The 25,009-nt window shown below is 60.4% G+C and carries 23 protein-coding genes; 7 read left to right on the top strand and 16 right to left on the bottom strand.

The window, feature by feature from the left end; translation table 11 throughout:
* Positions 1–2 precede the first annotated feature (2 nt).
* Complete coding sequence (gene pdhA / locus ACT3UQ_RS02350) at positions 3–1,166, bottom strand: pyruvate dehydrogenase (acetyl-transferring) E1 component subunit alpha (protein ID WP_105553195.1); 1,164 nt, start codon at positions 1,164–1,166, stop codon at positions 3–5.
* A 223-nt stretch (positions 1,167–1,389) separates the two neighbouring features.
* Between pdhA and ACT3UQ_RS02345 the strand changes: the two genes are divergently transcribed.
* A complete protein-coding gene (locus ACT3UQ_RS02345) occupies positions 1,390–1,842 on the top strand; it encodes an Lrp/AsnC family transcriptional regulator (RefSeq protein WP_105553196.1) in 453 nt (150 codons plus the stop codon).
* A 58-nt stretch (positions 1,843–1,900) separates the two neighbouring features.
* On the opposite strand, the gene ACT3UQ_RS02340 is transcribed toward ACT3UQ_RS02345, so the two are convergent.
* From ACT3UQ_RS02340 to ACT3UQ_RS02300, 9 genes are all read right to left on the bottom strand, one after another.
* Positions 1,901–2,686, bottom strand: a complete 786-nt coding sequence (locus ACT3UQ_RS02340; protein WP_444636431.1) for an enoyl-CoA hydratase/isomerase family protein — start codon at positions 2,684–2,686, stop codon at positions 1,901–1,903.
* A gap of 10 nt (positions 2,687–2,696) precedes the next feature.
* Positions 2,697–3,857 (bottom strand): 1,2-phenylacetyl-CoA epoxidase subunit PaaE, encoded by a 1,161-nt coding sequence (paaE, locus tag ACT3UQ_RS02335; RefSeq protein ID WP_444636430.1) that lies wholly within the window; start codon positions 3,855–3,857, stop codon positions 2,697–2,699.
* A complete protein-coding gene (paaD, locus tag ACT3UQ_RS02330) occupies positions 3,854–4,351 on the bottom strand; it encodes a 1,2-phenylacetyl-CoA epoxidase subunit PaaD (RefSeq protein ID WP_105650048.1) in 498 nt (165 codons plus the stop codon). The genes paaE and paaD overlap by 4 nt, the downstream gene beginning before the upstream one ends.
* Positions 4,352–4,386: 35 nt before the next feature.
* Positions 4,387–5,247: a 1,2-phenylacetyl-CoA epoxidase subunit PaaC gene (gene paaC / locus ACT3UQ_RS02325; protein ID WP_105650049.1), complete on the bottom strand. Its 861-nt coding sequence runs from the start codon at positions 5,245–5,247 to the stop codon at positions 4,387–4,389.
* Complete coding sequence (gene paaB / locus ACT3UQ_RS02320; protein WP_096283458.1) at positions 5,244–5,534, bottom strand: 1,2-phenylacetyl-CoA epoxidase subunit PaaB; 291 nt, start codon at positions 5,532–5,534, stop codon at positions 5,244–5,246. The genes paaC and paaB overlap by 4 nt, the downstream gene beginning before the upstream one ends.
* Position 5,535: 1 nt before the next feature.
* Complete coding sequence (gene paaA, locus ACT3UQ_RS02315; RefSeq protein WP_105568720.1) at positions 5,536–6,522, bottom strand: 1,2-phenylacetyl-CoA epoxidase subunit PaaA; 987 nt, start codon at positions 6,520–6,522, stop codon at positions 5,536–5,538.
* Positions 6,523–6,710: 188 nt separating this feature from the next.
* On the bottom strand, positions 6,711–7,151 hold the full coding sequence (locus ACT3UQ_RS02310; protein WP_105553202.1) for a DoxX family protein: 441 nt from the start codon (positions 7,149–7,151) through the stop codon (positions 6,711–6,713).
* 240 nt (positions 7,152–7,391) lie between these two features.
* A complete protein-coding gene (locus ACT3UQ_RS02305; RefSeq protein WP_105553203.1) occupies positions 7,392–8,147 on the bottom strand; it encodes an amino acid ABC transporter ATP-binding protein in 756 nt (251 codons plus the stop codon).
* Positions 8,144–9,538: an amino acid ABC transporter substrate-binding protein/permease gene (locus ACT3UQ_RS02300; protein WP_105553204.1), complete on the bottom strand. Its 1,395-nt coding sequence runs from the start codon at positions 9,536–9,538 to the stop codon at positions 8,144–8,146. The genes ACT3UQ_RS02305 and ACT3UQ_RS02300 overlap by 4 nt, the downstream gene beginning before the upstream one ends.
* 277 nt (positions 9,539–9,815) lie before the next feature.
* Between ACT3UQ_RS02300 and ACT3UQ_RS02295 the strand changes: the two genes are divergently transcribed.
* The 5 genes from ACT3UQ_RS02295 to ACT3UQ_RS02275 all read left to right on the top strand — a co-directional run bounded on the left by ACT3UQ_RS02295 (position 9,816) and on the right by ACT3UQ_RS02275 (position 15,734).
* Complete coding sequence (locus ACT3UQ_RS02295; RefSeq protein ID WP_444636429.1) at positions 9,816–11,978, top strand: S9 family peptidase; 2,163 nt, start codon at positions 9,816–9,818, stop codon at positions 11,976–11,978.
* Positions 11,979–12,357: 379 nt separating this feature from the next.
* Entirely contained in the window at positions 12,358–12,804 is a 447-nt protein-coding gene (gene paaI / locus ACT3UQ_RS02290; RefSeq protein WP_096283446.1) for a hydroxyphenylacetyl-CoA thioesterase PaaI, read from the top strand.
* A gap of 30 nt (positions 12,805–12,834) precedes the next feature.
* A complete protein-coding gene (locus ACT3UQ_RS02285) occupies positions 12,835–14,154 on the top strand; it encodes a phenylacetate--CoA ligase family protein (protein WP_105553207.1) in 1,320 nt (439 codons plus the stop codon).
* Positions 14,155–14,185: 31 nt separating this feature from the next.
* Entirely contained in the window at positions 14,186–14,803 is a 618-nt protein-coding gene (locus ACT3UQ_RS02280; protein ID WP_013349779.1) for a TetR/AcrR family transcriptional regulator, read from the top strand.
* Positions 14,804–14,954: 151 nt separating this feature from the next.
* Positions 14,955–15,734, top strand: a complete 780-nt coding sequence (locus ACT3UQ_RS02275; protein ID WP_105553208.1) for a nicotinamide mononucleotide transporter — start codon at positions 14,955–14,957, stop codon at positions 15,732–15,734.
* A 57-nt stretch (positions 15,735–15,791) separates the two neighbouring features.
* Here the strand turns inward: ACT3UQ_RS02275 and ACT3UQ_RS02270 are convergent, their stop codons facing one another.
* From ACT3UQ_RS02270 to ACT3UQ_RS02260, 3 genes are all read right to left on the bottom strand, one after another.
* On the bottom strand, positions 15,792–17,567 hold the full coding sequence (locus ACT3UQ_RS02270) for a carbohydrate-binding module family 20 domain-containing protein (RefSeq protein WP_444636428.1): 1,776 nt from the start codon (positions 17,565–17,567) through the stop codon (positions 15,792–15,794).
* A 326-nt stretch (positions 17,568–17,893) separates the two neighbouring features.
* Complete coding sequence (gene paaZ / locus ACT3UQ_RS02265) at positions 17,894–20,017, bottom strand: phenylacetic acid degradation bifunctional protein PaaZ (protein WP_105553209.1); 2,124 nt, start codon at positions 20,015–20,017, stop codon at positions 17,894–17,896.
* Between the two features lie 115 nt (positions 20,018–20,132).
* On the bottom strand, positions 20,133–20,855 hold the full coding sequence (locus ACT3UQ_RS02260) for a tyrosine-protein phosphatase (RefSeq protein WP_105553210.1): 723 nt from the start codon (positions 20,853–20,855) through the stop codon (positions 20,133–20,135).
* A gap of 140 nt (positions 20,856–20,995) precedes the next feature.
* Here ACT3UQ_RS02260 and ACT3UQ_RS02255 point away from each other — a divergent pair, with 140 nt between their 5' ends.
* Positions 20,996–21,898: a serine protein kinase RIO gene (locus ACT3UQ_RS02255; RefSeq protein WP_105553211.1), complete on the top strand. Its 903-nt coding sequence runs from the start codon at positions 20,996–20,998 to the stop codon at positions 21,896–21,898.
* Between the two features lie 80 nt (positions 21,899–21,978).
* On the opposite strand, the gene ACT3UQ_RS02250 is transcribed toward ACT3UQ_RS02255, so the two are convergent.
* The 3 genes from ACT3UQ_RS02250 to ACT3UQ_RS02240 are packed head-to-tail and all read right to left on the bottom strand — an operon-like array spanning position 21,979 to position 24,873.
* Positions 21,979–22,851 carry a 3-hydroxyacyl-CoA dehydrogenase family protein gene (locus tag ACT3UQ_RS02250; protein ID WP_105553212.1) on the bottom strand — a complete coding sequence of 291 codons (873 nt, stop codon included), beginning with the start codon at positions 22,849–22,851 and terminating at the stop codon, positions 21,979–21,981.
* Between the two features lie 2 nt (positions 22,852–22,853).
* A complete protein-coding gene (locus tag ACT3UQ_RS02245; protein WP_105553213.1) occupies positions 22,854–23,648 on the bottom strand; it encodes an enoyl-CoA hydratase/isomerase family protein in 795 nt (264 codons plus the stop codon).
* Between the two features lies 1 nt (position 23,649).
* On the bottom strand, positions 23,650–24,873 hold the full coding sequence (locus ACT3UQ_RS02240) for a thiolase family protein (protein ID WP_105553214.1): 1,224 nt from the start codon (positions 24,871–24,873) through the stop codon (positions 23,650–23,652).
* Between the last annotated feature and the right edge of the window lie 136 nt (positions 24,874–25,009).

Raw genomic sequence — 25,009 nt, 5'->3', positions numbered from 1 at the left:
TGCTAGGCCTCCTCGCGGGCTAGTTCGTCGGCCAGCAGCGCCTGCTGCTCGGCCAGCTGGGTGGTTTTGGAAGCAAATACGTGTTCGAACAATTCGCTCGGCGGGGTATCGGCGTCCTGGTTCATGCCGTCGCGCAGCTTCTTCGCGACCGCCTCGGCGCGCTCGGTGATCTTCGCCTGCGCCGCCTCGGTGAGCAGTCCGGCATCGTCGAGGTAGGCCTGCATACGCGTCACCGGGTCCTTAGCGATCCAGCCCTTGACCTCGGCGTCCTCGCGGTAGCGCTTGTCATCGTCGGCATTGGTGTGGGCCTGCATGCGGTAGGTGTGCGCCTCGATCAGCAATGGGCCGTTGCCTTCGCGGGCCAGCCGGACCGCGCGTCCCATCACGGCCATCAGCGCCATCAGGTCGTTGCCGTCTACCCGCTCGCCCGCCATGCCGTAGCCGACGGCCTTGTGCGCCAAGGAGGGTGCGGCCGACTGCTGCGCGAGCGGCACGGAGATGGCGTACTTGTTGTTCTGAACGAAGAAGATCACCGGAAGCTTGAAGACCGCGGCGAAGTTCAGCGCCTCGTGGAAGTCGCCCTCGCTGGTGGCACCGTCGCCGCACATGGCGACCACCACGGTGTTTTCCCCGCGCAGCTTCGCCGCGTGGGCCACGCCGACCGCGTGCAGCAGCTGGGTGGTCAGCGGGGTGGACATCGGCGCGCAGTTGTAGGCCTTGGGATCGTAGCCGCAGTGCCATTCACCGCGGAAGCTGGTCATAACCTCCATCGGGGCTACGCCCTTGGTGAGCACGGCGACGGTGTCGCGGTAGGTCGGGAACAGCCAGTCGCCGGCTTCGAGGCACAGGGAGGCGGCCACTTGGCAGGCTTCCTGTCCGTGGCTTGAGGGGTACACGGCCATGCGGCCCTGGCGGACGAGGGCCGAGTTCTGGTCGTTTACGCGGCGGCCAACGGCGAGGGCAGAATATGCGTCCATGAGCTCGGCGGGGCTCGGCAGCGGGTACTCGTGTCCCGGCTCGGTGCCTTGGTCGCTCTGCTCGCGCAGCGTTCCATCCGGATCCAGAAGATTAATCATGTGCCGTGCTGGCAGCATGTAATCTTCGGGGGTAATCCCGAACTTCTTACTGACTTCGGAGATGCGATCTTCGTGAGCTTCGGTGCTCATGCCATCCCGCCTTTCGTTCTCTGGTTGGGCCTCAAGAAACCACGCCTTGTGACTCAACTCACCCAAACATCATTTGCAATCAATTATGCGCAGGACGATCAATTTGTATCCACTCCGGAGTTGAATCGTAGAAAGTTGCGCTGAAGATCCGTATACTTGTAGACGATTAGTACGAACAAAATGGGTTTGGCGGATACTCGTCCTGCCCCTGCAAGGAGAAGAAATGGCCGCGGATGCGGAGCTGAAGCTGGACGATGTTGACCGAGCGATCCTGGCCGAGCTCACCAGCGACGGGCGGCAATCGGTGACGACGGTGGCGCAGCGCGTTCACGTTTCCCGGGCCCATGCCTATTCACGTATCGCAAAGCTGCAAGATGCGGGGGTCATTACCCGATATACCGCCGTGATTGATCCGGTGAAAGCGGGATTAAAGGCCAGCGCATATGTGACCCTGAAATTGCGCCAGCACTCCTGGCGCGAGCTGCGCGACCATCTCGCCTCGATTCCCGAGGTGCATCATATCGGTCTGGTCGGCGGAAATTTCGATGTGATTCTGCTGGTCCGGGCCAAAGACAATTTAGATCTGCGACGCGTGGTTTTTGAACATCTGCAATCCTTGCCTACGGTGCTGGATACCCAGACCTTGTTGATCTTCGAGGATTCCGATACCCGCTAAGCGCGGACAGCAAAAAGCGGGCGGAACAGTATTTACTGTTCCGCCCGCTTTGCGCCGTTTAATTGCCGCCGGTAAAGACCGGTGGCCGCTTCTCCTGGAAGGCTTTGAACCCTTCGGCATAGTCGCTGGTGTCGCACAGCGCCGCCTGCGCCTTGTTTTCGGTGCGCATGGAGGCCCAGAGGCCTACCCGCTGATCGCGGATCTCGGCAACGAGCGCCTTGGACGCGACAAAGGCTTGGGTCGCGCCGTGGGCCACCTTCGAGATGATCTCTTCGCTGCGCTCGATCAGCTCCTCGGCCGGGAACGCGCGAGAAAATAGTCCCGAGCGCACGGCCTCAGCACCGGAAATCAGCTCGGCGGTATAGATCATGTCGAGCGTGCGGTGGGCTCCCAAACGCTCGGTGAGCAGCCAGTGCCCGCCGGAGTCGAGGGTTGCGCCGAGATTTGCGAACGGCGAACCGATCTTCGCATTCTCCGCGACATACACTACGTCGGTGGCTACCGCGAGCCCCAGCCCAACACCCAGGCAGGCGCCTTGCACGATGGCGAAGGTGGGAGCCGGGAAGCTGGACATCTTCTCCAGCAACGGCTGAACCTGGCCATCCAGGTACCCCATAACGTCGTCATCGGCCGGGTTGACTCTGGAAATATCGCGGCCCGCGCAGAATCCGCGGCCTTCGCCGGTGAGCACCAGCGCACGTACCGTTCCCTCGGCCACCCTGGCGGCTGCCTGGTCGTAGGCCTCGGAGAGCTCATGCAGAGCGGCCGGGTCCAAAGAATTCATCTTCGTCGGTGCGTTGAGCACCACGCGGGCAACGCCCTGGTCAATGCTTAGCTCGATCATGGCTTATCCCCTAGGAGTCGAAGTTGACGCTGAGCTTGTCGCTGGTTGGGTGCGACTGGCAGGTCAGCACGTAGCCGGCTTCCACCTCTTCCGGTTCCAGCGCGTAGTTCTCCGCCATGGTCACGGTTCCCGAAGTGACCTTGGCACGGCAGGTGCCGCAGACCCCGCCGGCGCAGGCGAAGGGAACGTCCTGGCGAACTCGCAGAGCCGCATTGAGCACGGTTTCGTTGGCCCGTACCGGGGACTTCACCTCGCCCTGCAAACCATCGAGGGTGAAGCTGATTTCGATGCTCTTCTCGTTTTCATCGACAAGCACTGGCCGTCCCACATGGCCCTGCGGACGATTCGGCTCGCCGGTGGTGAACAACTCGAAGCGCACCTTTTCGCTCGGGACTTCCAGCTCGGTGAGTTGATCGCGAACCATCTGAACCAGTTCGAAGGGACCGCAGAGGAACCATTCGTCGACCTTCGGCGCCTGCAAGACGTTAGTGAGCAAGGCCGAAAGCTTCTCGGCATCGATACGTCCGGAGAGCAATGGGGAAATTCGCTGTTCGCGGCTCAGCACGTGGTGCAATGCCAGGCGTGCCGGGTAGCGATCTTTCAGATCTGCCAGCTCCTCCAGGAACATGACGTCCATGGCTGCCTTATTAGCGTAGATCAAATCGAATCGGGTATTTTCGTTCGCTTCGAGAATGGTGCGTGCAATCGCCAACACCGGGGTAATCCCGCTGCCTGCGGCCACGGCCACGAACTGGTCCTGGTTCACGGTATCCACCGAGCTTGGATCGTTCATTTCGGTGAGCTTATGCTTCGAAATGAACGCTCCGGTGGGACTCATCACATCGATCTGGTCTCCGGCGACAAGTTCTTCGTTGGCCCAGGTGGAGAACTGACCGCCTAGGTCGCGCTTGATTGCGACCTTGATCAGCTCTCCGGTCGGTGCCGCGCAGATCGAGTAGGAGCGGCGAACCTCAACTAGCTCGCCTTCGGCGTTTGGCAGTTCTTTGCGCAGCGCGACGTACTGGCCTGCCAAGTAATCGAAGTCGCTCGAAAGCTCTTCCGGGATCGCGAAGCTGACCTCGATGGAATCCTTGGTCAGCCGGCGCACCTCGGCGACCGTCAGGCGGTGGAAAGTGGCCCGACGACGGGTGGGGGTAGTTTGTTCGCTCATGAAAGCACCTTGAAATAGTCGAAGGGTTCTAAACAGTCTTTGCAGGAGTACAACGCCTTGCACGAAGTCGACGCGAAGCGCGCGAGCTCTCGGGTATTCAAGGAATGGCACCGTGGGCACTTGACGCTCATGCCCACGGTGACGCGCCCGCTATGTCCGGTACCGGTCGGCGGGGCAATTCCATACTCTTCGAGTTTGCGCTTCCCATCATCGGTCATCCAGTCGGTCGACCAGGCCGGGGTCAGTACCAGCTTCACGTCGACCTTCTCGATGCCCACCGCGCGGAAGGCCAGGTACAGATCTTCGGTAATCACGTCCATGGCCGGGCAACCGGAATAGGTCGGGGTGATCACCACCTGCACGCTGCCGTCCGCATTGGCGTTGACCTCGCGCAAGATGCCCAGATCCGCGATGGAAAGCACCGGGATTTCTGGATCGTTGACCTTGGCGGCAACGCCATAGAGTTCTTCTGCACTGGTTATTGCACTGCTCAAGACTGTTGCTCCCTTCAAACGGATTAGGGAATCGGTTACCAGCTCGCACCGGGGTGCTTGCGGGCAAGAACTTGCATCTCGGCCAGAATGTAGCCCATATGCTCGGAATGCTCTCCGGCGCGTCCATGCGCCATCGCCAATCCCGACTTCGGTATTTCTAGCCCGGCTTCGGCGAGGACGGAGGTGATCTCGGCGTCCCATGCTTCGCGCAGCGAGGACGGGAGAACCGCCACATCGCCTAGTTCGCTGTGCATCTCTTCGTCCTGGAACATCTCTCCGGTGTAAGGCCAAAGGATCTCCAGCGCGTGGCGCATCTTTTCGGCCGATTCCTCGGTTCCCTGTCCCAAGCGGATGGTCCAGGCGATGGCGTGGTCCCGGTGGTAGTCAACTTCCTTGACCGCCTTGGCGCAGATCGCCGCGATGGTTTCATCCGCGGATTCCAGCAATCGGCTGTAGAGCAGGTGCTGGTAGATCGAGACGATGAGCTGGCGCATGATGGTGACGCCAAAATGGCCATTTGGCTGTTCCACGATCTGCAGCGAGGTGAATTCCTCTTCCTCGCGCCAATAGGCCAGATCGTCTTCGGTCTTATCCCACGCCAAACCGGCATAGGTCAGGAACGAACGGGCATGGCCAAGGACATCGAGGGCAATATTGCCCAAGGCAATGTCTTCCTCGATTTCCGGAGCACGGGAGATCCAGTGCGAAAGCCGCTGGGCGAGGATCAGCGCGTCATCACCGAGGTGCAGGGCATACTGGGCGACTTCGTCGCTTGGCTTGGCTCCTGCCACCGCGATATCTTCCGGACGCAGCGCGTTGCCCGGCGTGACGCGGGTGGCCGAGGCCAGCGCGTCGCCGAAGCTATCGAGCGAAGCATCGAGTTCTTCGTGGTTCACAGGTGCTTCACCCCTTCGCTTGCCTTGTAGTAGGTGGCGTGGCGGTAGTCCTTGCCCTGCGGCGACTCGAAGAACGCGTCCTTGCTGTCCGGGTCGGAGGTGATGATATCGGTGGAAAGCACCACCCAGAGGGAAATGCCTTCGTTGCGCCGGGTGTACAGATCCCGTGCGTTGCGCAGCGCCATTTCCTTATCCGGGGCATGCAGCGATCCGGCGTGCACATGCGAGAGTCCGCGGGAGGAACGGACGAATACTTCCCACAGGGGCCAATTGCTCTTTTGGCTCATGCTAGGCAACCTCACTTTGTTCTTGCTTTGCGGCGTATGCGGTAGCGGCTTCACGGACCCAGGCACCTTCGCGGTGGGCCTTGCGGCGATGTTCAAGCCGCTGGGCGTTGGCTGGACCATTGCCCTTGATGACGTTCATGAATTCGTCCCAGTTCAGATCCTTGTGGATCCACTGTTTTTTCTCTTCATCGAAGTGCAGGTCCGGATCCGGCAGGGTCATGCCCAGCACCTTCACCTGTTCTTCGATCATTCCCACGAAGCGCTGGCGCAGTTCATCGTTGGAGAAGCGCTTGATCTTCCAGGCCATGGATTGGGCGGAGTTCGGCGACTGGTCATCCGGTGGACCGAACATCATCAGCGACGGCTCGTAGAAGCGGTTGATGGCCTCTTGCGCCATCTTCTTCTGTGCCTCGGTGCCGCGGGAGAGGGAGAGCAGGATTTCGAATCCCTGGCGCTGGTGGAAGGATTCTTCCTTGCAGATGCGCACCATTGCGCGTCCGTATGGGCCATAGGAGGCACGGCATAGCGGCACCTGGTTGGCGATTGCAGCACCATCGACGAGCCAACCGATGGCACCCATGTCGGCCCAGGTGCGTGCCGGGTAGTTGAAAATCGAGGAGTACTTGGCGCGTCCGGTCAGCAGCTGGTCGTTCAGCTCGTCACGGTCGGTGCCCAGGGTTTCTGCCGCGGAGTACAGGTACAGCCCGTGGCCGGCCTCGTCCTGGACCTTCGCCATCAGAATCGACTTGCGCTTCAACGAAGGGGCGCGCGTAATCCAGTTGGCCTCTGGCTGCATGCCAATGATTTCGGAGTGAGCGTGCTGGGACACCTGACGGGTTAATGTCTTGCGGTAGGGCTCTGGCATCCAGTCACGAGGTTCAACACGGGAATCGTCGTTAATTAGGGCGTCGAAGCGCGCCTGTGATTGCTGCTCTTCATAGCTTGGGACGGCACTCAGTCCCGGCTCCTGCGGTGTGGTCGGGGCCATGGTTCACCTCACTGAAATTCAATTTACATACTGACCGTTCGTTCAGTATATGAGAGTGCGCTCGATCACGTCAACAGCAACGCCGCGATGCGGCGTCACACTTGAAGGTAATGACCGCGAACCGGGCCCGCGGGCACAAAAATGCCCCAGGCATCGCCTGGGGCATTTGAGGGTCGTGCGGCTGCCGGTTATGCGTTTACGGCGGCCTTCTTGTTCTTGAAGATCAACGCATCAACCGATACGCGGCCCGGTCCCACGAGGAACAGCGCAAGGGCGCCGGCGGCCAACGCCAGCACCAGCTCAAAGCCGCCGTTCTCCACGAAGACGCCACCTGGAATGTGAACCATGAATAGCGCAACGACCATTTGCGCACCCAGCAAGCCTGCGAACACGCGGGTCAGCAGGCCGAGGATCAAGGCTGCGCCACCGACGATCTCCAGGGTCGCGGCGACCGGTGCGATAATTCCGGCGGCCGGAATTCCCATCTGGTCAAAGGACGCCGTGGTGCCCTCCAAGGTGTACTGGAAGTACTTCTGCCAGCCGTGAGCTAGGAAGAGGAAGCCAAAGGCAAGGCGCAGCATCGTTTGGGCAATGACCTGCAGGCGCGGGTTGTCGATGAGGTTATTCATATGGGCGACTCCTAGTGGGTTGATCCGAAAGCATCGGATCTCGAATGGTCAGCTCCGCGTCGACGGGTCGGCGCTAGCTCTGGTTCCAGACTAAGTTAATTTACTTTAATCTTCAACTAACGTTGCGTGGCGCAACAACCAAGCCCAAAAGTGCGCACACAAATTCGGCCCACCCTGGCACCGCCTCGGATGAGGACGCTGCAAGGGTGGGCCGAATTTATGCGGTAGCGCTGGGAAAACCTAGAGCACCTTGGACAGGAAGTCGCGGGTACGTTCCTGCTGGGGGTTTCCGAACAGCTCCTCTGGCTTGCCTTCCTCGCAAACCACGCCACCATCCATGAAGACCACACGGTCCCCCACTTCACGGGCGAAGCCCATCTCGTGCGTGACCAACACCATGGTCATGCCCGAGTCGGCGAGCTCCTTGATCACCTGCAGCACCTCGCCAACCATCTCCGGGTCCAACGCGCTCGTTGCCTCGTCGAAGAGCATGATGCCCGGGGACATCGCCAACGCACGGGCGATCGCCACGCGCTGCTTCTGTCCGCCGGAAAGCGAGGCCGGACGGGCATTGGCCTTTTCCGCCAAGCCCACACGGGTCAGCAGCTCTTCGGCTTTGGCCCGCGCCTCGGTCCGGTTCAGCTTCTTCAGCTCCACCGGCGCCAACATGATGTTCTCTGCCACCGACATATGCGGGAACAGGTTGAAATGCTGGAACACCATGCCCACATGGCGACGGACCTCGTTGATATCCACCTTCGGATCGGTGACGTCGAATCCGTCGACAATCACCTTGCCCGCGGAAATATCTTCCAGCTTATTCAGGCAGCGCAGCAGCGTGGACTTGCCGGAGCCCGAAGGCCCGATCACGCAGACAACTTCGCCTTCGCCCACCTGAAGATCGATGCCCTTGAGGACCTCGTTTGAGCCGAAGGACTTGCGCAGTTCCTTGACCTGGATCTTCGACGTGGCAGTTTGCTCGCTTACGGTGCTCACTTGTTAAACCTCCGATCGGCAAAGTTTGCCAATTTGGTCAGGGCCATGATGGCGATGAAGTAGATGACGCCAACGATCAGCAGGGTCTCGGTGACACGGAAGTTCGCCGCGTAGATCTGCTGACCCTGGTAGAGCAGCTCGGCAAAGCCGATGGCGAGCAGCAAGGAGGAATCCTTGAGCATGATGATCAACTGGTTGATCAAGGAAGGAGTCATCATCTTGAAGGCCTGCGGCACCACAACCTTCTGCATTGACTTCCCGTAGCCAAGGCCCAGCGAACGGGAGGCTTCCAGCTGTCCTGGATCAACCGACTGGATGCCGCCGCGAACGATCTCGGCAATATAGGCGCCGGCGTTCAGCGACAGCGTGAGCACACCTGCAACCCAGATGCTGACATCCCAGCCGGTGAGCTGAGGCAGGCCGAAGTAGAACATGAAAGCCCAGAGCAGCAGCGGCGTGCCACGGAAGATATTGACGAATGACGTCGAAATTCCGCGGACCACGATGTTGCCCGAAATCTTCATGAAGCCAAAGAGCAAACCAAGGACCATGGCCACCGCGAAGGAAATCGCCGTCACCAACAGGGTGTTCCCCAAACCGGTCATCAACGCCGGCAAGGACTTGGCCACCAGGTCGAAGAAGTTGCTCGGCACCGCGGCGCTCGGATCGGCCAGGTACTCGTTCAGGATCTTGTCGTACTCCCCGCTGGCCTTCAGCTCGGCCAGCCCGTCGTTGAAGGCCGCCAGCAGTGCGGTATTCTCGCCCTTGTTGACCGCGAATCCGTAGGAGCCGCCCGGCACCTTGTCGGTCACGGTCTTCAATCCGTTGTTCTGCGCAATGCCGTAGGCAAGGACCGGGTAGTCGTCGATGACGGCCACGGCGCTGCCGGATTTCACCGATTCGTACATGGTGGCCGACTGGTCCAAGGACTTGACGGTGAAGCCATACTCGTCCGCGATGGACTTCGCATAGGTCTCGCCCTCTGAACCGGTCTTGGCTACAACGGTTTCGCCCTCCAGGTCCTCATAGCCCTTGGTGGTCTCATCGTCGCGATCCACCGCCATCTGAACACCGGATTCAAAGTATGGCTCGGAGAAATCATAGATTTCCTTGCGCTCGTCGGTAATCGACATACCGGCGATCACGCCATCGACCTGATTCGAGGACAACGCCTGCAAGGCAGCGCTGAAGCCCAGGGAACGAATCTCGACGTTGAAGCCTTGTTCCTCGGCGATGGTATTGATCAGATCCATGTCGATCCCGGTGAGCTCGCCATCCTGGCGGAACTCGAACGGAGCGAAGGTGGTGTCGGTGCCGATGACGTAGGTTTGACCCTCGACGCTCTCGTTGCCCTGGGCCAACGCCCCGGGGGCCCCGGCCACCAGCGCCATGAAACCGATGGCAGCCGCAGCAATCCACCGAGTCAAACGCCTCGACCTCAAAGTTGTGCGTGTGTTTTTCACTGCTGAATCACTTTCTATTGCGAATAGGGCGCTTTGCCCTTGGTGCAGTTCGATTCTTTATGTTAGTTAGCCTATGGCCAATGTCGGCCGGCCGACACCCTTTGCACCATGTCCGCGTGCCAAAACGAGGAATTTGCCGCCCGATTCCTGTCCGCGCTGAGCATAGCCAACCCCACAATCGCCGCTGGTGAGATTGAATGGGTGCATGACTTCTGCATCGATTACCGCTAGCGCGCCGCTCGCAGCGAAGATTCCCACGATCCGCGAATTCCATGGTGATAACTTCACCGACGAATATGAGTGGTTGCGGGAAAAAACCAGCAAGCAGGTACTCGACCACCTGCATGCGGAGAATGCCTATACCGATGCGGTCACCGCGGATCAGGAAGAGCTGCGCCAGGAGATCTTCAAGGAGATCAAGGCGCGCACCGTCGAAACCGATTTGTCGGTTCCCACGCGGCGGCGCGGCTGGTGGTACTACACCCGTTCGGTTGAGGGCAAGCCCTACACCATCCAGTGCCGGGTCAAGGCCGAAGACTCCCCCGATGCCCGCGCCGACTGGACTCCTCCGGTCATCGACCCGGTCGAAGCCCTGCCCGGAGAGCAGGTGCTGCTCGATGGCAACGAGCTGGCCGAGGGCCAGTCATTCTTCGCGCTGGGCGGCATGGCCATCAACGAGCCGAGCAACCTGCTGGCATACTGCATCGATACCCAGGGGGACGAGCGCTTCACCCTGTACATCAAGGATCTGGAAACCGGGCAGCTGCTTCCGGACGTCATCGAAGGCGTGTTTTACGGGCTGGCCTTCTCCCCCGATTCCTCCACCGTCTACTACCTGGTCGTTGACGATACGTGGCGCCCGCATCAGGTGCGCGCCCATGTGCTGGGCAGCGATCCGGCCAGCGATACGGTAGTTTTCCAGGAAGATGATCCGGGCATGTGGCTCGGCTTCGATCTCAGCGCCGATCTCCAGCAGTTGCTCATTTCCAGCGGCAACTCCGAATACGCGGAAACCAGCGTCTTGGATCTGAACGACAAGGACGGACAGGTTCGCCTGCTCGTTCCGCGCGAACTGCGCCTGCTCCACGGGGTCGACCTGTTGCCCGGAGACGATCGGCGCGCCCTGATCACCCACGATCATCAGGCACCGAACAATATGCTCTCGCTGGTCGAGCTGGCGCAGCTGGGCGCCGATACCGATCCGGCGAGCTGGCGCACCGTGCTCGGGCACGAGTCCACGGTCAAGATCGAGGGCACCGCGCTGACCGCCACGCATCTGGTGGTTTCCGTGCGTCGCGATACCTGCGAACGGGTTCAGCTGATCCCATTGGAGTCGCTGGGCACCGAATCCCAGCTGCCGGTGCTCGAGCCGGCCTTCGACGAGGAGCTGTTCACCGCCGCTGCCACCTTCGCCGATCTGGAAGCCCCGCTGATCCGCATCGGCTACACCTCGGACTTCACTCCGGCGCGCGTCTACGACCTGTGGCTGGATGACAAGGAATTGGTGCTGCGCAAGCAGACTCCGGTCAATGACTACGACTCGGCGGATTACCTGTCCACACGCGAATGGGCGACGGCCGCCGATGGCACCAAGATTCCGTTGACGGTGATGCGCCGCGCGGATTTGGACACCTCGGTGCCGAATCCGGTGCTGATCTACGGTTACGGCTCCTATGAGGTGTCGATGGATCCGGGATTCGGGATTCCGCGGTTGAGCGTGCTGGACCGCGGGGTGGTCTTCGTGATCGCCCACGTGCGCGGCGGCGGCGAGCTGGGCCGCGACTGGTACCTGCAGGGCAAGAAGCTCGCCAAGCGGAACACCTTCACCGACTTCATCGATGCCACGCGGTACCTGATCGATGCGGGCTGGGCCGATCCGGCGCGCATCGCGGCCCTGGGCGGCTCGGCGGGCGGCCTGCTGATGGGCGCCATCGCCAATCTGGCGCCGCAGCTGTACACCTCGATCATCGCGCAGGTTCCCTTCGTGGACCCGCTGACCTCGATCCTGGATCCGGAGCTGCCGCTCTCGGCCCTGGAGTGGGAAGAATGGGGCAACCCGATCGAGGACAAGGAAGTCTACGAGTACATGAAGGCCTACTCCCCCTACGAGAACGTTACGGCCGTGGACTACCCGCGCATCGCCGCGGTGACTTCCTTGAACGACACCCGCGTGTTGTATGTGGAGCCGGCCAAATGGGTGGCGAAGCTGCGCGAGGTCGGCACCGGCAGCGAACCGATCTTGCTGAAAACCGAGATGGAGGGCGGCCACGGCGGCGCCTCGGGCCGCTACGAGGCGTGGAAGAATCGCGCCTGGGATTACGCCTTCGCCCTCGATGCGCTGGGCAAGAACCCGGCCACGGCGAAGTAGCCCGCGAGGACACCTAAGCCTGAATTCACCGATCCGCCCGCAACCTTCGATTGTTTTCGATGGCTGTGGGCGGTTTCGTTTTCAGCCGCGGGGAATCCTCTGGCCGTGCCCTCGGCGAAGTTCCACCACCGGAAGCACTTCTCGACCGGCGCGCAGCCCTGCCGGAGCCGGCCGCCGGGCCGGACAAGGGCGGCTCGGCGATGGAATATCAGCAATTCAAGGAACCCGCTATTCTGCGTGTTCACCAGCGCCTTTGCCGCTGGGAGGCGCCGGCTCTCCGCGCAATTGTGACGTCCGCCATTAGACAGCAGGGCTTGAGATGGGTCACAATCTAGTATTACCTAATGATCGTTCGGTAACTAATTCGGCGGAGGTCCCTATGAGCGAAACCCAAATCGATAAGTCACTACCCCACGCAATCTTGCACAATGACTATGCCACCCAGTGGATGGGCATTGAAGTGGTGGAAGTGAGCGACGGGTTTGCGGTCATTACGATGACGCTTCGCCAGGAAATGCTCAACGGCTTCGGCATCGCCCATGGCGGAATGATCTTCTCGCTGGCCGATACCGCGTTTGCCTTGAGCTGCAATCCGCCGGAAGGCTCCGCGGACACCATCACCGTGGCCTCCGGCGCAGACATCAATTTCCTCAAGCCAGGGATCCCGGGACGCCTGCTGACGGCAACCGCGCAGCGCGTCTCGCAGCAAGGACGCAGCGGAATTTACGACATCACGGTCACCCAGCCGGGAACGAATGGCGGGATTGAAACCGTGGCCGAGTTCAGGGGCCGCTCGCGCACCGTTCCCAAGCCTAAGAACCGCTAAAACATTCAGTCACCACACGAAAGTATGAGCATGTCACAGCCAACTGACCGCGATAACTTGCCCAACCCACTGGATCCCGAAGAGACGATGAGCCGGGACCAGATCGAGTCGATTCAGCTCACTCGACTGAAGGAAACGCTGGACTACGCGTACACCAATGTTCCTTACTACAAGGACAAATACGATGCGGCTGGCGTGCACCCCACAGACTTGAAGGAACTGGCAGATCTGAAGCTGTTCCCGTTCACCGAAAAAGAAGATCTGCGCAAGAGCTACCCCTTCGGCATGTTCGCCGTTCCGCAGCATCAGGTGGCGCGGATCCACGCTTCCTCGGGCACCACCGGCCGCGCCACCGTGGTGGGCTACACCCAGCAGGACTTGGATGACTGGGCCAAGATGGGCGCACGTTGCTTGCGCCTCTCCGGAGTCAAGCCAGGCTGGAAGGTCCACAACGCCTACGGCTACGGCTTGTTCACCGGTGGCATGGGCGCGCACGCGGCTGCCGAGCGCCTGGGCACTACCGTCATTCCGATGTCCGGCGGACAGACCGAAAAACAGATTACGCTGATCAAGGACTTCGAGCCGGACGCGATCCTGTGCACCCCGACCTACCTGCTGACTATTGGCGATGCCATGCAGCGGGCAGGCTTGGACCCGCGCGACACCTCGCTGAAGGTCGCCGTCTGCGGCGCCGAACCGTGGACCGAAGAGATGCGCCACGAGCTGGAAGAGATGTTCGGCATCGACGCCTGCGATATCTACGGCCTCTCCGAAGTCATGGGCCCGGGCGTGGCCGGCGAATCGGTCGAGCTCAAGGACGGCAGCCACATCTGGGAGGACCATTTCCGTCCCGAAATCGTGGATGCGTTCGACGAAACCAAAGTATTGAACGACGGCGAACACGGCGAGCTGGTCTTCACCTCGCTGACCAAGCAGGCGCTGCCGATCATCCGCTACCGCACCCATGATCTGACCCGCCTGATGCCAGGTACCTCCCGCCCAGGTCACCGTCGCATGGGCCGGATCACCGGACGCAGCGATGACATGATCATCCTGCGCGGGGTGAACCTGTTCCCAAGCCAGATCGAGGAATTGATCCTGAAGGTGCCATCGCTTTCGCCGCACTTCCAGCTCATCCTTTCCCGTCCAGACCGCATGGACCAGCTGGCAGTGAAGGTGGAGCGCCGCATGGATGCCTCATCCGGGGACGCCGCCAACGGGGCCAAGGAGCTGGCCAAGCTGATCAAGATCCACGTCGGTTCTTCCTGCGCCATCGACGTGGTCGAGCCAGAATCCTTGGAGCGTTCCATGGGCAAGCTCAAGCGCATCTTTGATCTGCGCAACAGCTAACCCAGTGAGCACATGGGATAATCGATAAATCATGGAAACTACCGATATTGTGAACCGTCCGGCCAAGCGTGGCCGCCCCGGGTACGACCAGGAAACCGTATTGCGCATTGCCGTAGAGGCATTCAACGAATACGGCTACGACGCGACCTCCATGGGCAAGCTCGCTGACCGGCTGGGTATCAGCAAGTCCGCGATTTACCACCACGTCCCTTCCAAAGAGGACCTGCTGCGTCTGGCGTTGGATGAAGCGCTCATTCCCCTGGAAGCGGTGATCGCCGAGGTCCGCTCCCATGAGGGCAGCGCCGATGAGCGTTTGGAATTCTTCTTGCGCGCTACCTTCCGGATCCTGTTGGCCAAGCGTTCCTACGTGACACTGCTGCTGCGCTTGCGCGGCAACACCGAACTGGAACGCCAAGCTCTTCAGCGCCGACGGGCGATGGACCGCCAGCTCGCTGAGCTGGTCACCGCAGCCCAATCCGACGGCAAGCTGCGCGCGGACTTGGAACCGCGGGCCACGGCCAGGTTGCTGTTCGGCCTGATCAACTCTGTAGTGGATTGGTACCGCGCTGACGGTCCGATCAACGGACCAGAATTGGAAGACCAAGCCATTTCATTGCTCTTCAACGGATTGCACACCACAGCGGCTTAATCGCTGGATTGCATCTTGCGCTGGCTCCCACCTGATCGGTGGGAGCCAGCGTCGTTTAAGCGTGCCACAGGGCAAGCGGCAATGTGGCGTATGCCTCCTTGTAATCTTGTCTTCCTCACAGGAATCACCGTTAGCATCTAAGGGGTGCCTCGTGCACCTGTCGTTGCCAATCGATCGAGTGAAGAGCACCGTGGATTCCTTCTTAGAAACCCTGTTCATGGCTACTGCAGACAGCGGTAGTTCCTATGTCCAGATCCTGCTGTCAGCCGCTAGCATGCTGCTAGTTTTCGTCTCCGCAATCCTTCTTGCGCACCGCAATGATTTGGGTTGGTGGACGCTGATTCTCTCGGTTTTCGTAGGACCCATGATCTCCGCATTGCAGTATGACCTGCTGGGCCTGATCTACGCGATCCCGTTGCTGCTTCTGCCGATTTTCGGCCTATGGCGTTTTTCGCAGTTCATGCTCAACGGCAAGTTCACGCGCGAAGTGACCAAGACCCCGGTCACCCTCTGGTCTGCCGTGGGCATGGTTGTCGGCTTGATCCTGCTGGTGGCCTTGCGCTTCGGCCCCTTCCTCTTCAACTCCGGCTTCTTGACCGCCACCCCGGAAGTCTGGGTGATGTATTTCGCTGACGCCGCCATTTTCGCTTCCTTCGTCATGATTGCGCGCGGCGTTCGCGAAGGCTGGCTGCTGCTGGCTGTGGCAGCTATCGCGGACCTGGTGGTGTACTTCTTGATTTCGCCAATGCTGGGCATGCTTGGCCTCTACGTCTTCATCGCCCTGGCCGCCGCGTACGGCTACTTCCTGTGGCGCGGTCTTCCTGCCCAGGCTGCCGAGCCGGTGCAGGTCGAGCTGGACGAGGAAGGCCTGGCCTTGCAAAAAGCCAAGCAGGCAACCTTGGACAAGCTGAATGCCAAAACCGAAAAGTAGCTGAACCTAGAATGATCCCGCCCCAGTGTGAACTGGGGCGGGATCATTTTTTTGTGGCTACTTGCGCCAGCTGTCGTTCAGGTTCAGGGAACCGTCCGCATTCACGGTCGCGACGCGGTTGGCCCCTGATTCCCACGTGGCATTGCCGCTCTGGTCGTACTTGACGTACTTGTATTCGAACTGCGTTCCTGCCGGAAGGTCCACCGTTCCGCTCCAGCTCGGGTAGCTGGCAGCTGATAGCTGTGGCGCCTTGGCCGGATCCCAGCTTCCTAGTTCCGGCTGGTTGCCGACGATGCGGATGTTCTGCCCCATGACGGTTTGGGCGGTGACCGCGACGCTGACATCAGCGGTGTCCTCGACCGGATCCGGCGTTCCTGATCCGCCATCGGATTCGGCACCGATGTGCAGGGCCATGGCACCGTAGGCAGGCAGTGTCGCGGTGAACTTGCCGTCGGCGCCCACAGTGATGGTCTTCGAGCAATCGCCTCCGGACACCACATCACAATAGGTGCCACCGGCCAGCGAGCTGGTGTATTCGCGGGTGGTTGCCGCCGAGGTGTTGTTGATGGCTACGAAGCCCTTATTGCCGCGGCCGTATGCGATCTGGTTGCCGCCATCGTCCCACCAATTGCTGACAGCCGCGTCGCCGACGGTGTTGTTGAAGCCCACCATTCCGGTGATTTCATCTTGCCGCTGTTCGCAGGTCCAGGCGGAGGAGTCGCAGTCGGCATTGGGTACCGATGCGTCACTGACGCCCGGAGCGCCTGCATCCTTGTCGGTGAACTCGTATCCGGAATACACGGTGGGTGACCCGTAGGGCCAGGACAGCATGAAAACATTGCCCAGCAGGTACTTGGCGCCCCACTTGTAGTTCATGGATTCGCCGTTGCGTTCGGTGTCGTGGTTGGTGACAAAAACCCCGGCCCGGTCACTGGTGAGCTTGCCGTCGCCGATGAAGCGCAAGTTGGCGATTTGCGCGTCGAAATCATGATGGAGCTGTCGTGCGTAGTCGAATTCGTGCGAGTCGCCGCTGCCGAGGTACTCGCTTTCCTGGATCGGTTCACCCGACGCCCCGATCACCTCGTGCACCCAGTACACGCCGGGGTTCTTCATCTTGGATTTGATGCCTTCGAGGTCCGTTGCGGGCATGTGCTTCGAGGCATCGATGCGGAATCCGGATACCCCAAGCGAGACGAGGTCATCGAGATAGTCGGCGATGTTTTGCTGGACGTAGCTGCTGGAGGTTTTCAGATCCTGCAAGCCCACGAGGCGGCAGTGCTGCACTTGCCAGCGGTCGGCATAGTTGTTGATGTTGGTGCGGCAATCGTTGAAGTCCTGGGCCGAATACTCTGGGAAGTTGTCATCGGAGAAAGCCGAGCCTGCGGTTCCAGTACCGGTCTGCCCGGCTCCGGTCATGTGATTGACCACGGCGTCTGCGATCACTTTCACGCCTGCGTCGTTGCAGCTTTTGACCATGGCGGAGAATTCCTCGCGGTTGCCCAGTTTCGAGTCCACCTTGTAGCTCACCGGCTGGTACGAGGTCCACCATTCAGTGCCGCGCAGGTGCTCAGCTGGAGGCGAGACCTGGACGTAGCCATATCCTGCTGGGCCGATGCTGGACTCGCATTCCTGGGCTACCGAATTCCAGTTCCATTGGAACAGGTTGAGGATGACATCCTTGCCGTCGTTGGATGGGGTGGCGGCTTGGGCGGGTGCTGCGAACAACGGTGCGGCGAGCAGGGCGAGCGTGGCGCCGAGTGCTGCCACCGGCTTCACCGTCCTGGCTCCGTGCCGGCGTTGTGTTGATTTGGCGCGTGATGGCAAAAGTTCCACAGAAAAACTCCTTTATTGTGATGATCGGGCTGCGATAGCTCGACGCGACAGCGTCGGGATCGCTCAACCACACGTTCCCCATCAACGCGTGACCTGTCACACAACTGTAAGCGTTTTCTTAGCTCTCTTCAATAAGTAAATTCCTGTAAATACAGGAAACCCGCGAAACTGTCCGCGTAAATTGCCCTAAAATTTTTTCACTCCGCGTCAAATCTTGCCAAAATTGGAAACGCTTTCATAGATATCCGGCAAAGCTGTCCTGGCTCCGAGCACGCAAAAGGGTGGATGCCGTGGTTGACGGCATCCACCCTTGCTGAAGTTGCGTTTTAGCCTTCGAAGTTGGCGTAGGTGAGGTTTTCTTTCTCCACCAAGGTCAAGACATCGTAGGTCGCGACAATCTCATCATTCTGGTTGTGCAAGATCGCATCCCATGCGACCTCGCCATATTCATCGGTGACTCGCGGCGTGATTTTCTTGGCCGTCAGGGTCACGCGGATTGAATCTCCGGCAGCCACCGGGGTGATGAAGCGCAGGGATTCCAATCCGTAGTTGGCTAACACTGGCCCCGGCGCTGGCTCTACGAAGAGGCCGGCAGCCCACGACACGAGCAGGTACCCGTGGGCGACGATTCCCGGGAAGAACGGGTTCGCTTCGGCTGCCTTTGCATCGGTGTGGGCGTAGAAGGTGTCGCCAGTTTTCTTGGCGAATTCGCTGATCTCTTCAAGGTTCACTACGCGCAGATCAGAGGCGAAGCCATCGCCTACTTGCAGCTCGGCCAGCGACTTGCGGAACGGGTGCGTGTATTGCTCCTGGCCGCCGAACTTTTCGCATCCGGCCAGGCGCTGTTCAGCACCGGCATGCCACACGCCGCTGAGCGCAGTGAGCATATTCGGCGAGCCCTGAACGGCAGTGCGCTGCATATGGTGCTTCACTGATCGGATTCCGCCCAGCTCCTCGCCGCCGCCGGCGCGCCCTGGGCCACCATGGACCAGGTGTGGCACTGGTGAACCGTGACCGGTCGTTGATCGCGCGGTTTCCCGGTTCAGGATGTGCACGCGGCCATGGTGGGCGGCGATTCCCAGGGCCAGTGAACGCACGGTGTCGGTGTCATTGCTGCACACGGTGGCTACCAGCGACCCTGCACCCATGGCGGCCAGCCGCACGGCTTCGTCAAGATTGTCGTAGCCGATGACGGAGCTGACCGGTCCGAACGCCTCGCGGGAGTGCACAAGCGGGTTGCGGGCATCGGCCCATCGCAGAACCACCGGAGACATGAAGGCACCGAATTCGGCCACGGCGTCGCGTTCTGGCGCCACGCGTACGGCTGGGGCATCCAGGCGGCCAAAGGCCAGCTCGCCACCAGCGTCAATCATGTCCTGCACTGCAGCACGCACATCAGCCAGCTGTTCCAGGGAAGCCAAGGCACCCATGGTCACGCCCTCGACGCGGGGGTCGCCAATGACAACCCGCTGCTCGATTCGCTGGCCGATGGCGGCAATGACCGGTTCTACCAGATGGGAAGGCACGATATTGCGGCGGATCGCGGTGCATTTCTGGCCGGCCTTGGAGGTCATCTCGGTGACGACGACCTTGACGAAGGCCTCGAATTCCGCTGTTCCCTCCTCTGCATCAGGGCCGAGGATGGCCGCGTTCAGGGAGTCGGTTTCTGCTGCGAAGCGCACTCCCCCGTCGATGACATTTGGATGGGACTTCAGCTTGCTGGCCGTGGCGGCCGAGCCGGTGAAGGCGAACATGTCACGGTAGTCGAGGTGGTCCATCAGGTCGCGGGCTGATCCCGAGAGAAGCTGCAGGGACCCTTCGGGAAGGATGCCTGATTCGAGCATCATCCTCACGGCTGCCTCGGTGAGGTACCCCGTTGGAGTCGCTGGCTTGACGATGGTGGGAACACCAGCGATAAACGCCGGGGCAAACTTTTCGAGCATGCCCCATACCGGGAAGTTGAACGCGTTGACCTGCACCACGACACCACTCATTGCGGTGTAGATATGCGTGCCGATAAAAGAGCCGTCCTTGCTCAGCGGTTCCGTTGGCCCGTCCAGGATGACATTGCTATTGGGAAGTTCACGGCGGCCCTTGGATGAGAATGTGAACAGAACACCGATTCCGCCATCGATATCCACCATGGAATCGATTTTGGTGGCCCCGGTCTTGAAGGAAATCTCGTAAAGGTCTTTGCGTCGCTCGTTCAGATACAGCGCGAGTTCCTTGAGCTTGAGTGCGCGCTCATGCAAGGAGAGCTTGGCCAGCTCCTGATGCCCGGTGCCACGGCCATAGTCCACCGCCGCTGCAACATCCAGCTTGTCATTGGTGACAGTGGCTAGAAGTTCTCCGGTGTTGGCGTCACGGACTTCTGTTCCGCCCTCGGACTGCGGGGTCCGCCATTGTCCGGCGATAAAGCTGGGTACCACGCTGATCTGTTTTGTCGACATCGACATAATTCCTTCCTGAACGGTCGGTCAGTATTAACCTTAACCTTATCAGCAAGGGCGTGACCGTGAACACCTCAAATTGTTGTTCGCGAGAATTCTCCACCCCGCCCGCTACTCAGGAATTCCGTGCGAGATCACTCAGGTGATCGAGACCCTCCTCGCTCATGCCCTGGGACAGCAGATAGGAGCGGGCCGTACCAAGCCATGCACAGCATTCCGACAGGGCCGTGGCTCTTTCTTGAATGATTTCCCGCAGCTCTTCTTCACCCCGATAGCTCTCGTAGGGATGCTTTCGCGGCGAGACACGATGCCATTCATTGATACCCCGCACCGCCAGCTCATCATGGACGAGAATCTGATCCCGGGAACCTGCGAGATCCAGCAGCATGGTGGCAATCAAGCCGGAGCGGTCGCGGCCTGCCGAACAGTGGATCACGGTTGACCCTTGGGAGTTCGCCAAATTCTCGAAGACTGCACGCAGTTGGTCGCCGAATTCTTCGCACACCAACCTGTACATGGCGGTGTGATTCATATATGGCACGGCAATCGATTCGAACCTCGGATTGCCGGGCGTCTCCAGCGGCAGGTTCACCAGTTCAATGCCGGAGAACGCTGCCTGGGGTACGGCGGGGTCATGCTCCCGCCGGCGGATCTCGTTGGGGTTGCGCAGGTCCACGACCTTGCTGACTCCGCCCTCGTGCATTTGCTGCCAGCCCCGGGCACTAAGCCACTCGTGGCGACCCATTCGATAAAAGGCTCCGCAAATATGCCGCGCATTCACGGATCCTTCCCATTCCAGATCTCCGCTTTGCTTTTGATAGTTCAGGCCCCGGCTCATTTACCCATTGCAACATATTGATTCTCTGTTGTAGAGTTCTACTCATTGGCAACTGCCAATCAGTCTATTGAAGGAGGGGTAACGATGATTGCTTACCGCCGTTCCCGGTCATTGATCTCTTTTTCTAAGGACTTATCCCCATGCATTTTCCTGCTGGAGAACCAACCACCAGCTCACAGGTAACCTCGTCCAACTTCGCTGACGCAGATACCAAACTCAAATTCCGCAGGCACAAGCCCGTATGGAACGAATCATCCTCGGATGAGCCACCGGCTGGCCAGCGCTACTCCACCTGGCCGTTTATCGAAAAGGGCATGCGCGGGCCGCAACCATACCCGCTATGGCTGATTGAGGACGCCGGTGCCGTAGACACCGAATTAGGCATCCTCAAAACCGGCAAAGAAGGCGACGTCTTCCTGTTGGAACGAGCAACACAGGAGCGCTCAAGCTTACTGGCCGCCAAACGCTATCGCTCCCGCGACCACCTTCAATTCAGCCGTTCGCAAGCTTATAGCGATGGCAGGTCTGCCCGGCGCTCGCGCGATAATCGAGCCATCAGCCACAATTCCGCCTACGGCCGGGACATCGCCGCTTTGCAGTGGGCCAACGCGGAATGGACCTACCTCTTGCGCTGTTACGAAGCCGGCATTTCGGTGCCGTATCCGGTACAGATTGACGGCACCGAAATCCTCATGGAATTCATTGCCGACCCGGACAATTCGCTGGCGGCAGCACCCCGCCTGCAACAGCTTGCGCGCTTTGATCCACGGCTTCCCGAACTATGGGATCAACTCACTGACGCCCTTGAGAAGTTCGCTGGATTGGGCATTGCCCATGGCGACCTGTCCGCCTACAACCTCCTGGTTTCCGGCGAGCGCCTAGTGGTCATCGATGTTCCGCAGTGCGTGGATTTGGCGGGCAATCCGCAAGGCATGGACTTCTTGCACCGCGACTGCGTCAATTTGTGCGAGTGGTTTGATTCCAAGGGACTGTCACATGATCCAGATGAGCTCTTTGCTTCACTGCTAGGACATCTCTTCTAGGATCCAGAGGGACAATGGCCTCCGCGAGTCATTCCTGACCGGCGGAGGCCATTGTCGCTGAAGGTTATATGGCGGGTTTCCTACCAGCTGTAGAAGCCTTGGCCGCTCTTGCGCCCCAGCTTGCCCTCGGCCACCATATCCCTGAGGATCTGCGGTGGAGCAAACCGGTCACCCAAGGTCTCATGGAGGTATTCTGCGATTCCCAGGCGCACATCCAAGCCGACAATGTCGGTGGTTTTCAGCGGTCCGGTCGGGTGCTTGTAACCCAGGACCATGGCATTATCGATGTCTTCGGCGCTGGCTACGCCTTCTTCCACCATGCGCATGGCTTCCAGGGCGATTGCCACGCCCAGGCGCGAAGAAGCGAAGCCCGGAGCGTCATTGACCACCACGGCGGTCTTCCCCAGCGCCTGTACCCAGCTGCGCGATGCATCAACCAGGTTCTTATCAGTCTGCTCGCCGATGACCACCTCGATGAGCGTCGAAGCGGGCACCGGGTTGAAGAAATGAAGCCCGAGGAACTTGCCGGGCCGAGCCAGTTCCTTAGCCAGCCCGCTGACCGACAGGGAGGACGTATTCGAGGCCAGCACGGCCTCGGCGTCCAGCACCTGCTCCACAGCCTGCAGCGAGGAGACCTTCAAATCCCAGATTTCCGGAACTGCCTCGATCACCAATTGAGCGGTGGCGAATTGCTCGTAGTCCGTGCTCACCGAGAAACGCTGCATGAGCTCATCTTTGGATTCGCACACGACGCCGCGCGCGATGGACTTGTCGACGGACTCGGCGACCCTCTCATAGGCAGCCTGCGCAGAGTCCTCATCGCGCTCAACGACAACCACCGTGCTGCCGCTGGTCAGCAGGGCGTGGGCGATTCCCGCGCCCATGCGGCCGCCGCCGAGTACTCCGCTGTACTTAGGCAGCTGGCCCATCACAATTTCATTGGTTGCACTCATGGTTACTTCTTCTTTCGATCAAGGAATGCCTGCATGCGTTCAAACTTGGCTTGGGATTCGAACAGCATCCCCTGGGCCAAAGTGTCGATGACCGGATGGGCTTCACGCGGAGCGTGGAATACCGACTTGGTGATCCGCACAGCCAAGGGATCCTGGGCCGCAATGCGATCAGCCAGCGCCTCAGCCGCCGCATCCAGTTCGCTTGCCGGATGCATTTCCGTGATCAGTCCTGTTTCCAGGCACTGCCGGCCGGTGAGCACCTTGCCAGCCAGGAGGATCTCCTTGGCCATCGGTTCACCCACCAGCTCCTTGAGCCTCCAGGTCGCGCCGGCCGCGGCGATGATGCCGAGGTTGGTTTCGGGATTGCCCATGCGCAGCTCTTCGGTGCCGATGCGGAAGTCCGCGGCGTAGGCCAGTTCTGCTCCCCCGCCCAAAGCAAATCCGTCAAGGGCGGCGATCACGGGCATCGGCAGCTTGGCGACGCGATCGAAGATCCCAGAGTTGATCCCGGCGAGTGCATCATCGCGGCGGCGTTCTCGCAGCTGCGAAATGTCGGCACCGGAAGCAAAGATCCCCTTGCTCCCCTTGGGATTCGCGGCGCTGGGCGCTTGGCTGGCAGTGCCGGCCAAGATCAGGATTTTGGGATTCCTTTCCAGGTAATCGCAGACGGCATGCAGTTCGTCGACCATCGCCTGGTCGATCGCATTGCGCACCTCGGGCCGGTGGAGCCGGACCCATAGTCGATCATCGGTTTCGCTGACCTTGAGGGTCTGGAATTCGCTATCGAGGCTTTCCATTTTAGGCTCCTTCCAGCAAGATGGCCGAGCCTTGACCCACGCCGACGCACATGGTGGCCACCCCGAGCTTGCGCCCAGCTGTTGCCAGCTCGCGCTCCATGCGGCCCAGCAGCGTGATCACGATGCGCGAACCGCTTGATCCCAGCGGATGGCCCAGCGCGATGGCTCCGCCGTCGCGGTTCACGATCTCTTGGTCGACGCCGAGTTCGCGCATGCTGGCCAGCGACTGGCTGGCGAAGGCTTCATTGATCTCCATGGCGCCGATCTGCTCGATGCCCAGCCCGGCACGTTCCAGCACCTTGCGGGTGGCTGGAACTGGGCCCATGCCCATGATTTCCGGCTCCAGGCCGGCGGCCTGGCCATCGACGATGCGGGCGCGCGGGGTCAGCCCGTACTTCTTCAGGGCGCGTTCGGAAACCACCAGGATGGCCGAGGCGCCGTCGTTCAGCGTGGAGGCGTTGCCGGCGGTAACTACGCTGCCGCCCTTGACGACCGGGCGCAGTCCGGACAGCACGTCCATGGTGGTGCCGGGGCGCGGGCCTTCATCGGTGTCCACGATGCTCTCGCCCTTGCGGTGCTTGACGGTCACCGGGACGATTTCATCGACGAAGCGGCCAGCTTCAATGGCGGCGATGGCCTTTTCGTGGGACTGCACGGCGAACTGGTCGCAGTCCTCACGGGAGATGTTGTAGACGCGGGCGACTTCCTCAGCGGTCTCCGGCATGGAGAAGGTGGCCTTGCCATCACGCGAGTAGTCGCCGGAGAGGAACTGCGGGTTGGTGAAGCGCCAGCCGATGGAGGTGTCGAAGGTTGCTCCTGGCATGGCGAAGGCCTTGGATGGCTTTTCCATCACCCAGGGGGCGCGCGACATGGATTCGGTGCCGCCGGCGATCACGATGTCCGCAGCTCCTGCCTTGATCATATGGCTGGCCATCGTAATGGCGCTCATGCCCGAGGCGCATAGGCGATTGACGGTTATCCCGGGGACTGTCACCGGAAGGCCTGCGAGCAAGGCTGCCATGCGTGCCACGTTGCGGTTCTCTTCGCCGGCGCCGTTGGCGTTTCCGTAGATCACTTCATCCACGTGTGCCGGATCGATCCCTGCGTCTTCAATGACACGGCGGATGGTCACTGCGGCCAGGTCGTCGGGGCGCACAGCACTGAGCGCTCCGCCGTAACGGCCTACCGGCGTACGTGCTCCACCAACGAGAAATGCCTCGGTCATCTGTGCTCCTTATGCCAAAGTGGTAAGTGACTCTCAACACCTAAACTTACCGACCATTCGTTCAATAATAAAGTCGCGGGTCAGCAAATTTTCACAATTGCACTTTTTCAGCCCTCGGCCATCCGGGCTGCTCCTG

Source organism: Glutamicibacter sp. AOP12-B1-11, assembly GCF_052379245.1.
GTDB lineage: Bacteria > Actinomycetota > Actinomycetes > Actinomycetales > Micrococcaceae > Glutamicibacter.
This window is presented reverse-complemented; position numbering and strand designations above follow the sequence as displayed.

Excerpts from the sequence above, each read along its gene's own strand:
- pdhA (WP_105553195.1), bottom strand. The coding sequence starts at position 1,166 with ATGAGCACCGAAGCTCACGAAGATCGCATCTCCGAAGTCAGTAAGAAG.
- ACT3UQ_RS02345 (WP_105553196.1), top strand. The coding sequence starts at position 1,390 with ATGGCCGCGGATGCGGAGCTGAAGCTGGACGATGTTGACCGAGCGATC.
- ACT3UQ_RS02340 (WP_444636431.1), bottom strand. The coding sequence starts at position 2,686 with ATGATCGAGCTAAGCATTGACCAGGGCGTTGCCCGCGTGGTGCTCAAC.
- paaE (WP_444636430.1), bottom strand. The coding sequence starts at position 3,857 with ATGAGCGAACAAACTACCCCCACCCGTCGTCGGGCCACTTTCCACCGC.
- paaB (WP_096283458.1), bottom strand. The coding sequence starts at position 5,534 with ATGAGCCAAAAGAGCAATTGGCCCCTGTGGGAAGTATTCGTCCGTTCC.
- paaA (WP_105568720.1), bottom strand. The coding sequence starts at position 6,522 with ATGGCCCCGACCACACCGCAGGAGCCGGGACTGAGTGCCGTCCCAAGC.
- ACT3UQ_RS02310 (WP_105553202.1), bottom strand. The coding sequence starts at position 7,151 with ATGAATAACCTCATCGACAACCCGCGCCTGCAGGTCATTGCCCAAACG.
- ACT3UQ_RS02300 (WP_105553204.1), bottom strand. The coding sequence starts at position 9,538 with ATGGCGCTGGTGGCCGGGGCCCCCGGGGCGTTGGCCCAGGGCAACGAG.
- ACT3UQ_RS02295 (WP_444636429.1), top strand. The coding sequence starts at position 9,816 with ATGACTTCTGCATCGATTACCGCTAGCGCGCCGCTCGCAGCGAAGATT.
- paaI (WP_096283446.1), top strand. The coding sequence starts at position 12,358 with ATGAGCGAAACCCAAATCGATAAGTCACTACCCCACGCAATCTTGCAC.
- ACT3UQ_RS02285 (WP_105553207.1), top strand. The coding sequence starts at position 12,835 with ATGTCACAGCCAACTGACCGCGATAACTTGCCCAACCCACTGGATCCC.
- ACT3UQ_RS02280 (WP_013349779.1), top strand. The coding sequence starts at position 14,186 with ATGGAAACTACCGATATTGTGAACCGTCCGGCCAAGCGTGGCCGCCCC.
- paaZ (WP_105553209.1), bottom strand. The coding sequence starts at position 20,017 with ATGTCGACAAAACAGATCAGCGTGGTACCCAGCTTTATCGCCGGACAA.
- ACT3UQ_RS02260 (WP_105553210.1), bottom strand. The coding sequence starts at position 20,855 with ATGAGCCGGGGCCTGAACTATCAAAAGCAAAGCGGAGATCTGGAATGG.
- ACT3UQ_RS02255 (WP_105553211.1), top strand. The coding sequence starts at position 20,996 with ATGCATTTTCCTGCTGGAGAACCAACCACCAGCTCACAGGTAACCTCG.
- ACT3UQ_RS02250 (WP_105553212.1), bottom strand. The coding sequence starts at position 22,851 with ATGAGTGCAACCAATGAAATTGTGATGGGCCAGCTGCCTAAGTACAGC.
- ACT3UQ_RS02245 (WP_105553213.1), bottom strand. The coding sequence starts at position 23,648 with ATGGAAAGCCTCGATAGCGAATTCCAGACCCTCAAGGTCAGCGAAACC.
- ACT3UQ_RS02240 (WP_105553214.1), bottom strand. The coding sequence starts at position 24,873 with ATGACCGAGGCATTTCTCGTTGGTGGAGCACGTACGCCGGTAGGCCGT.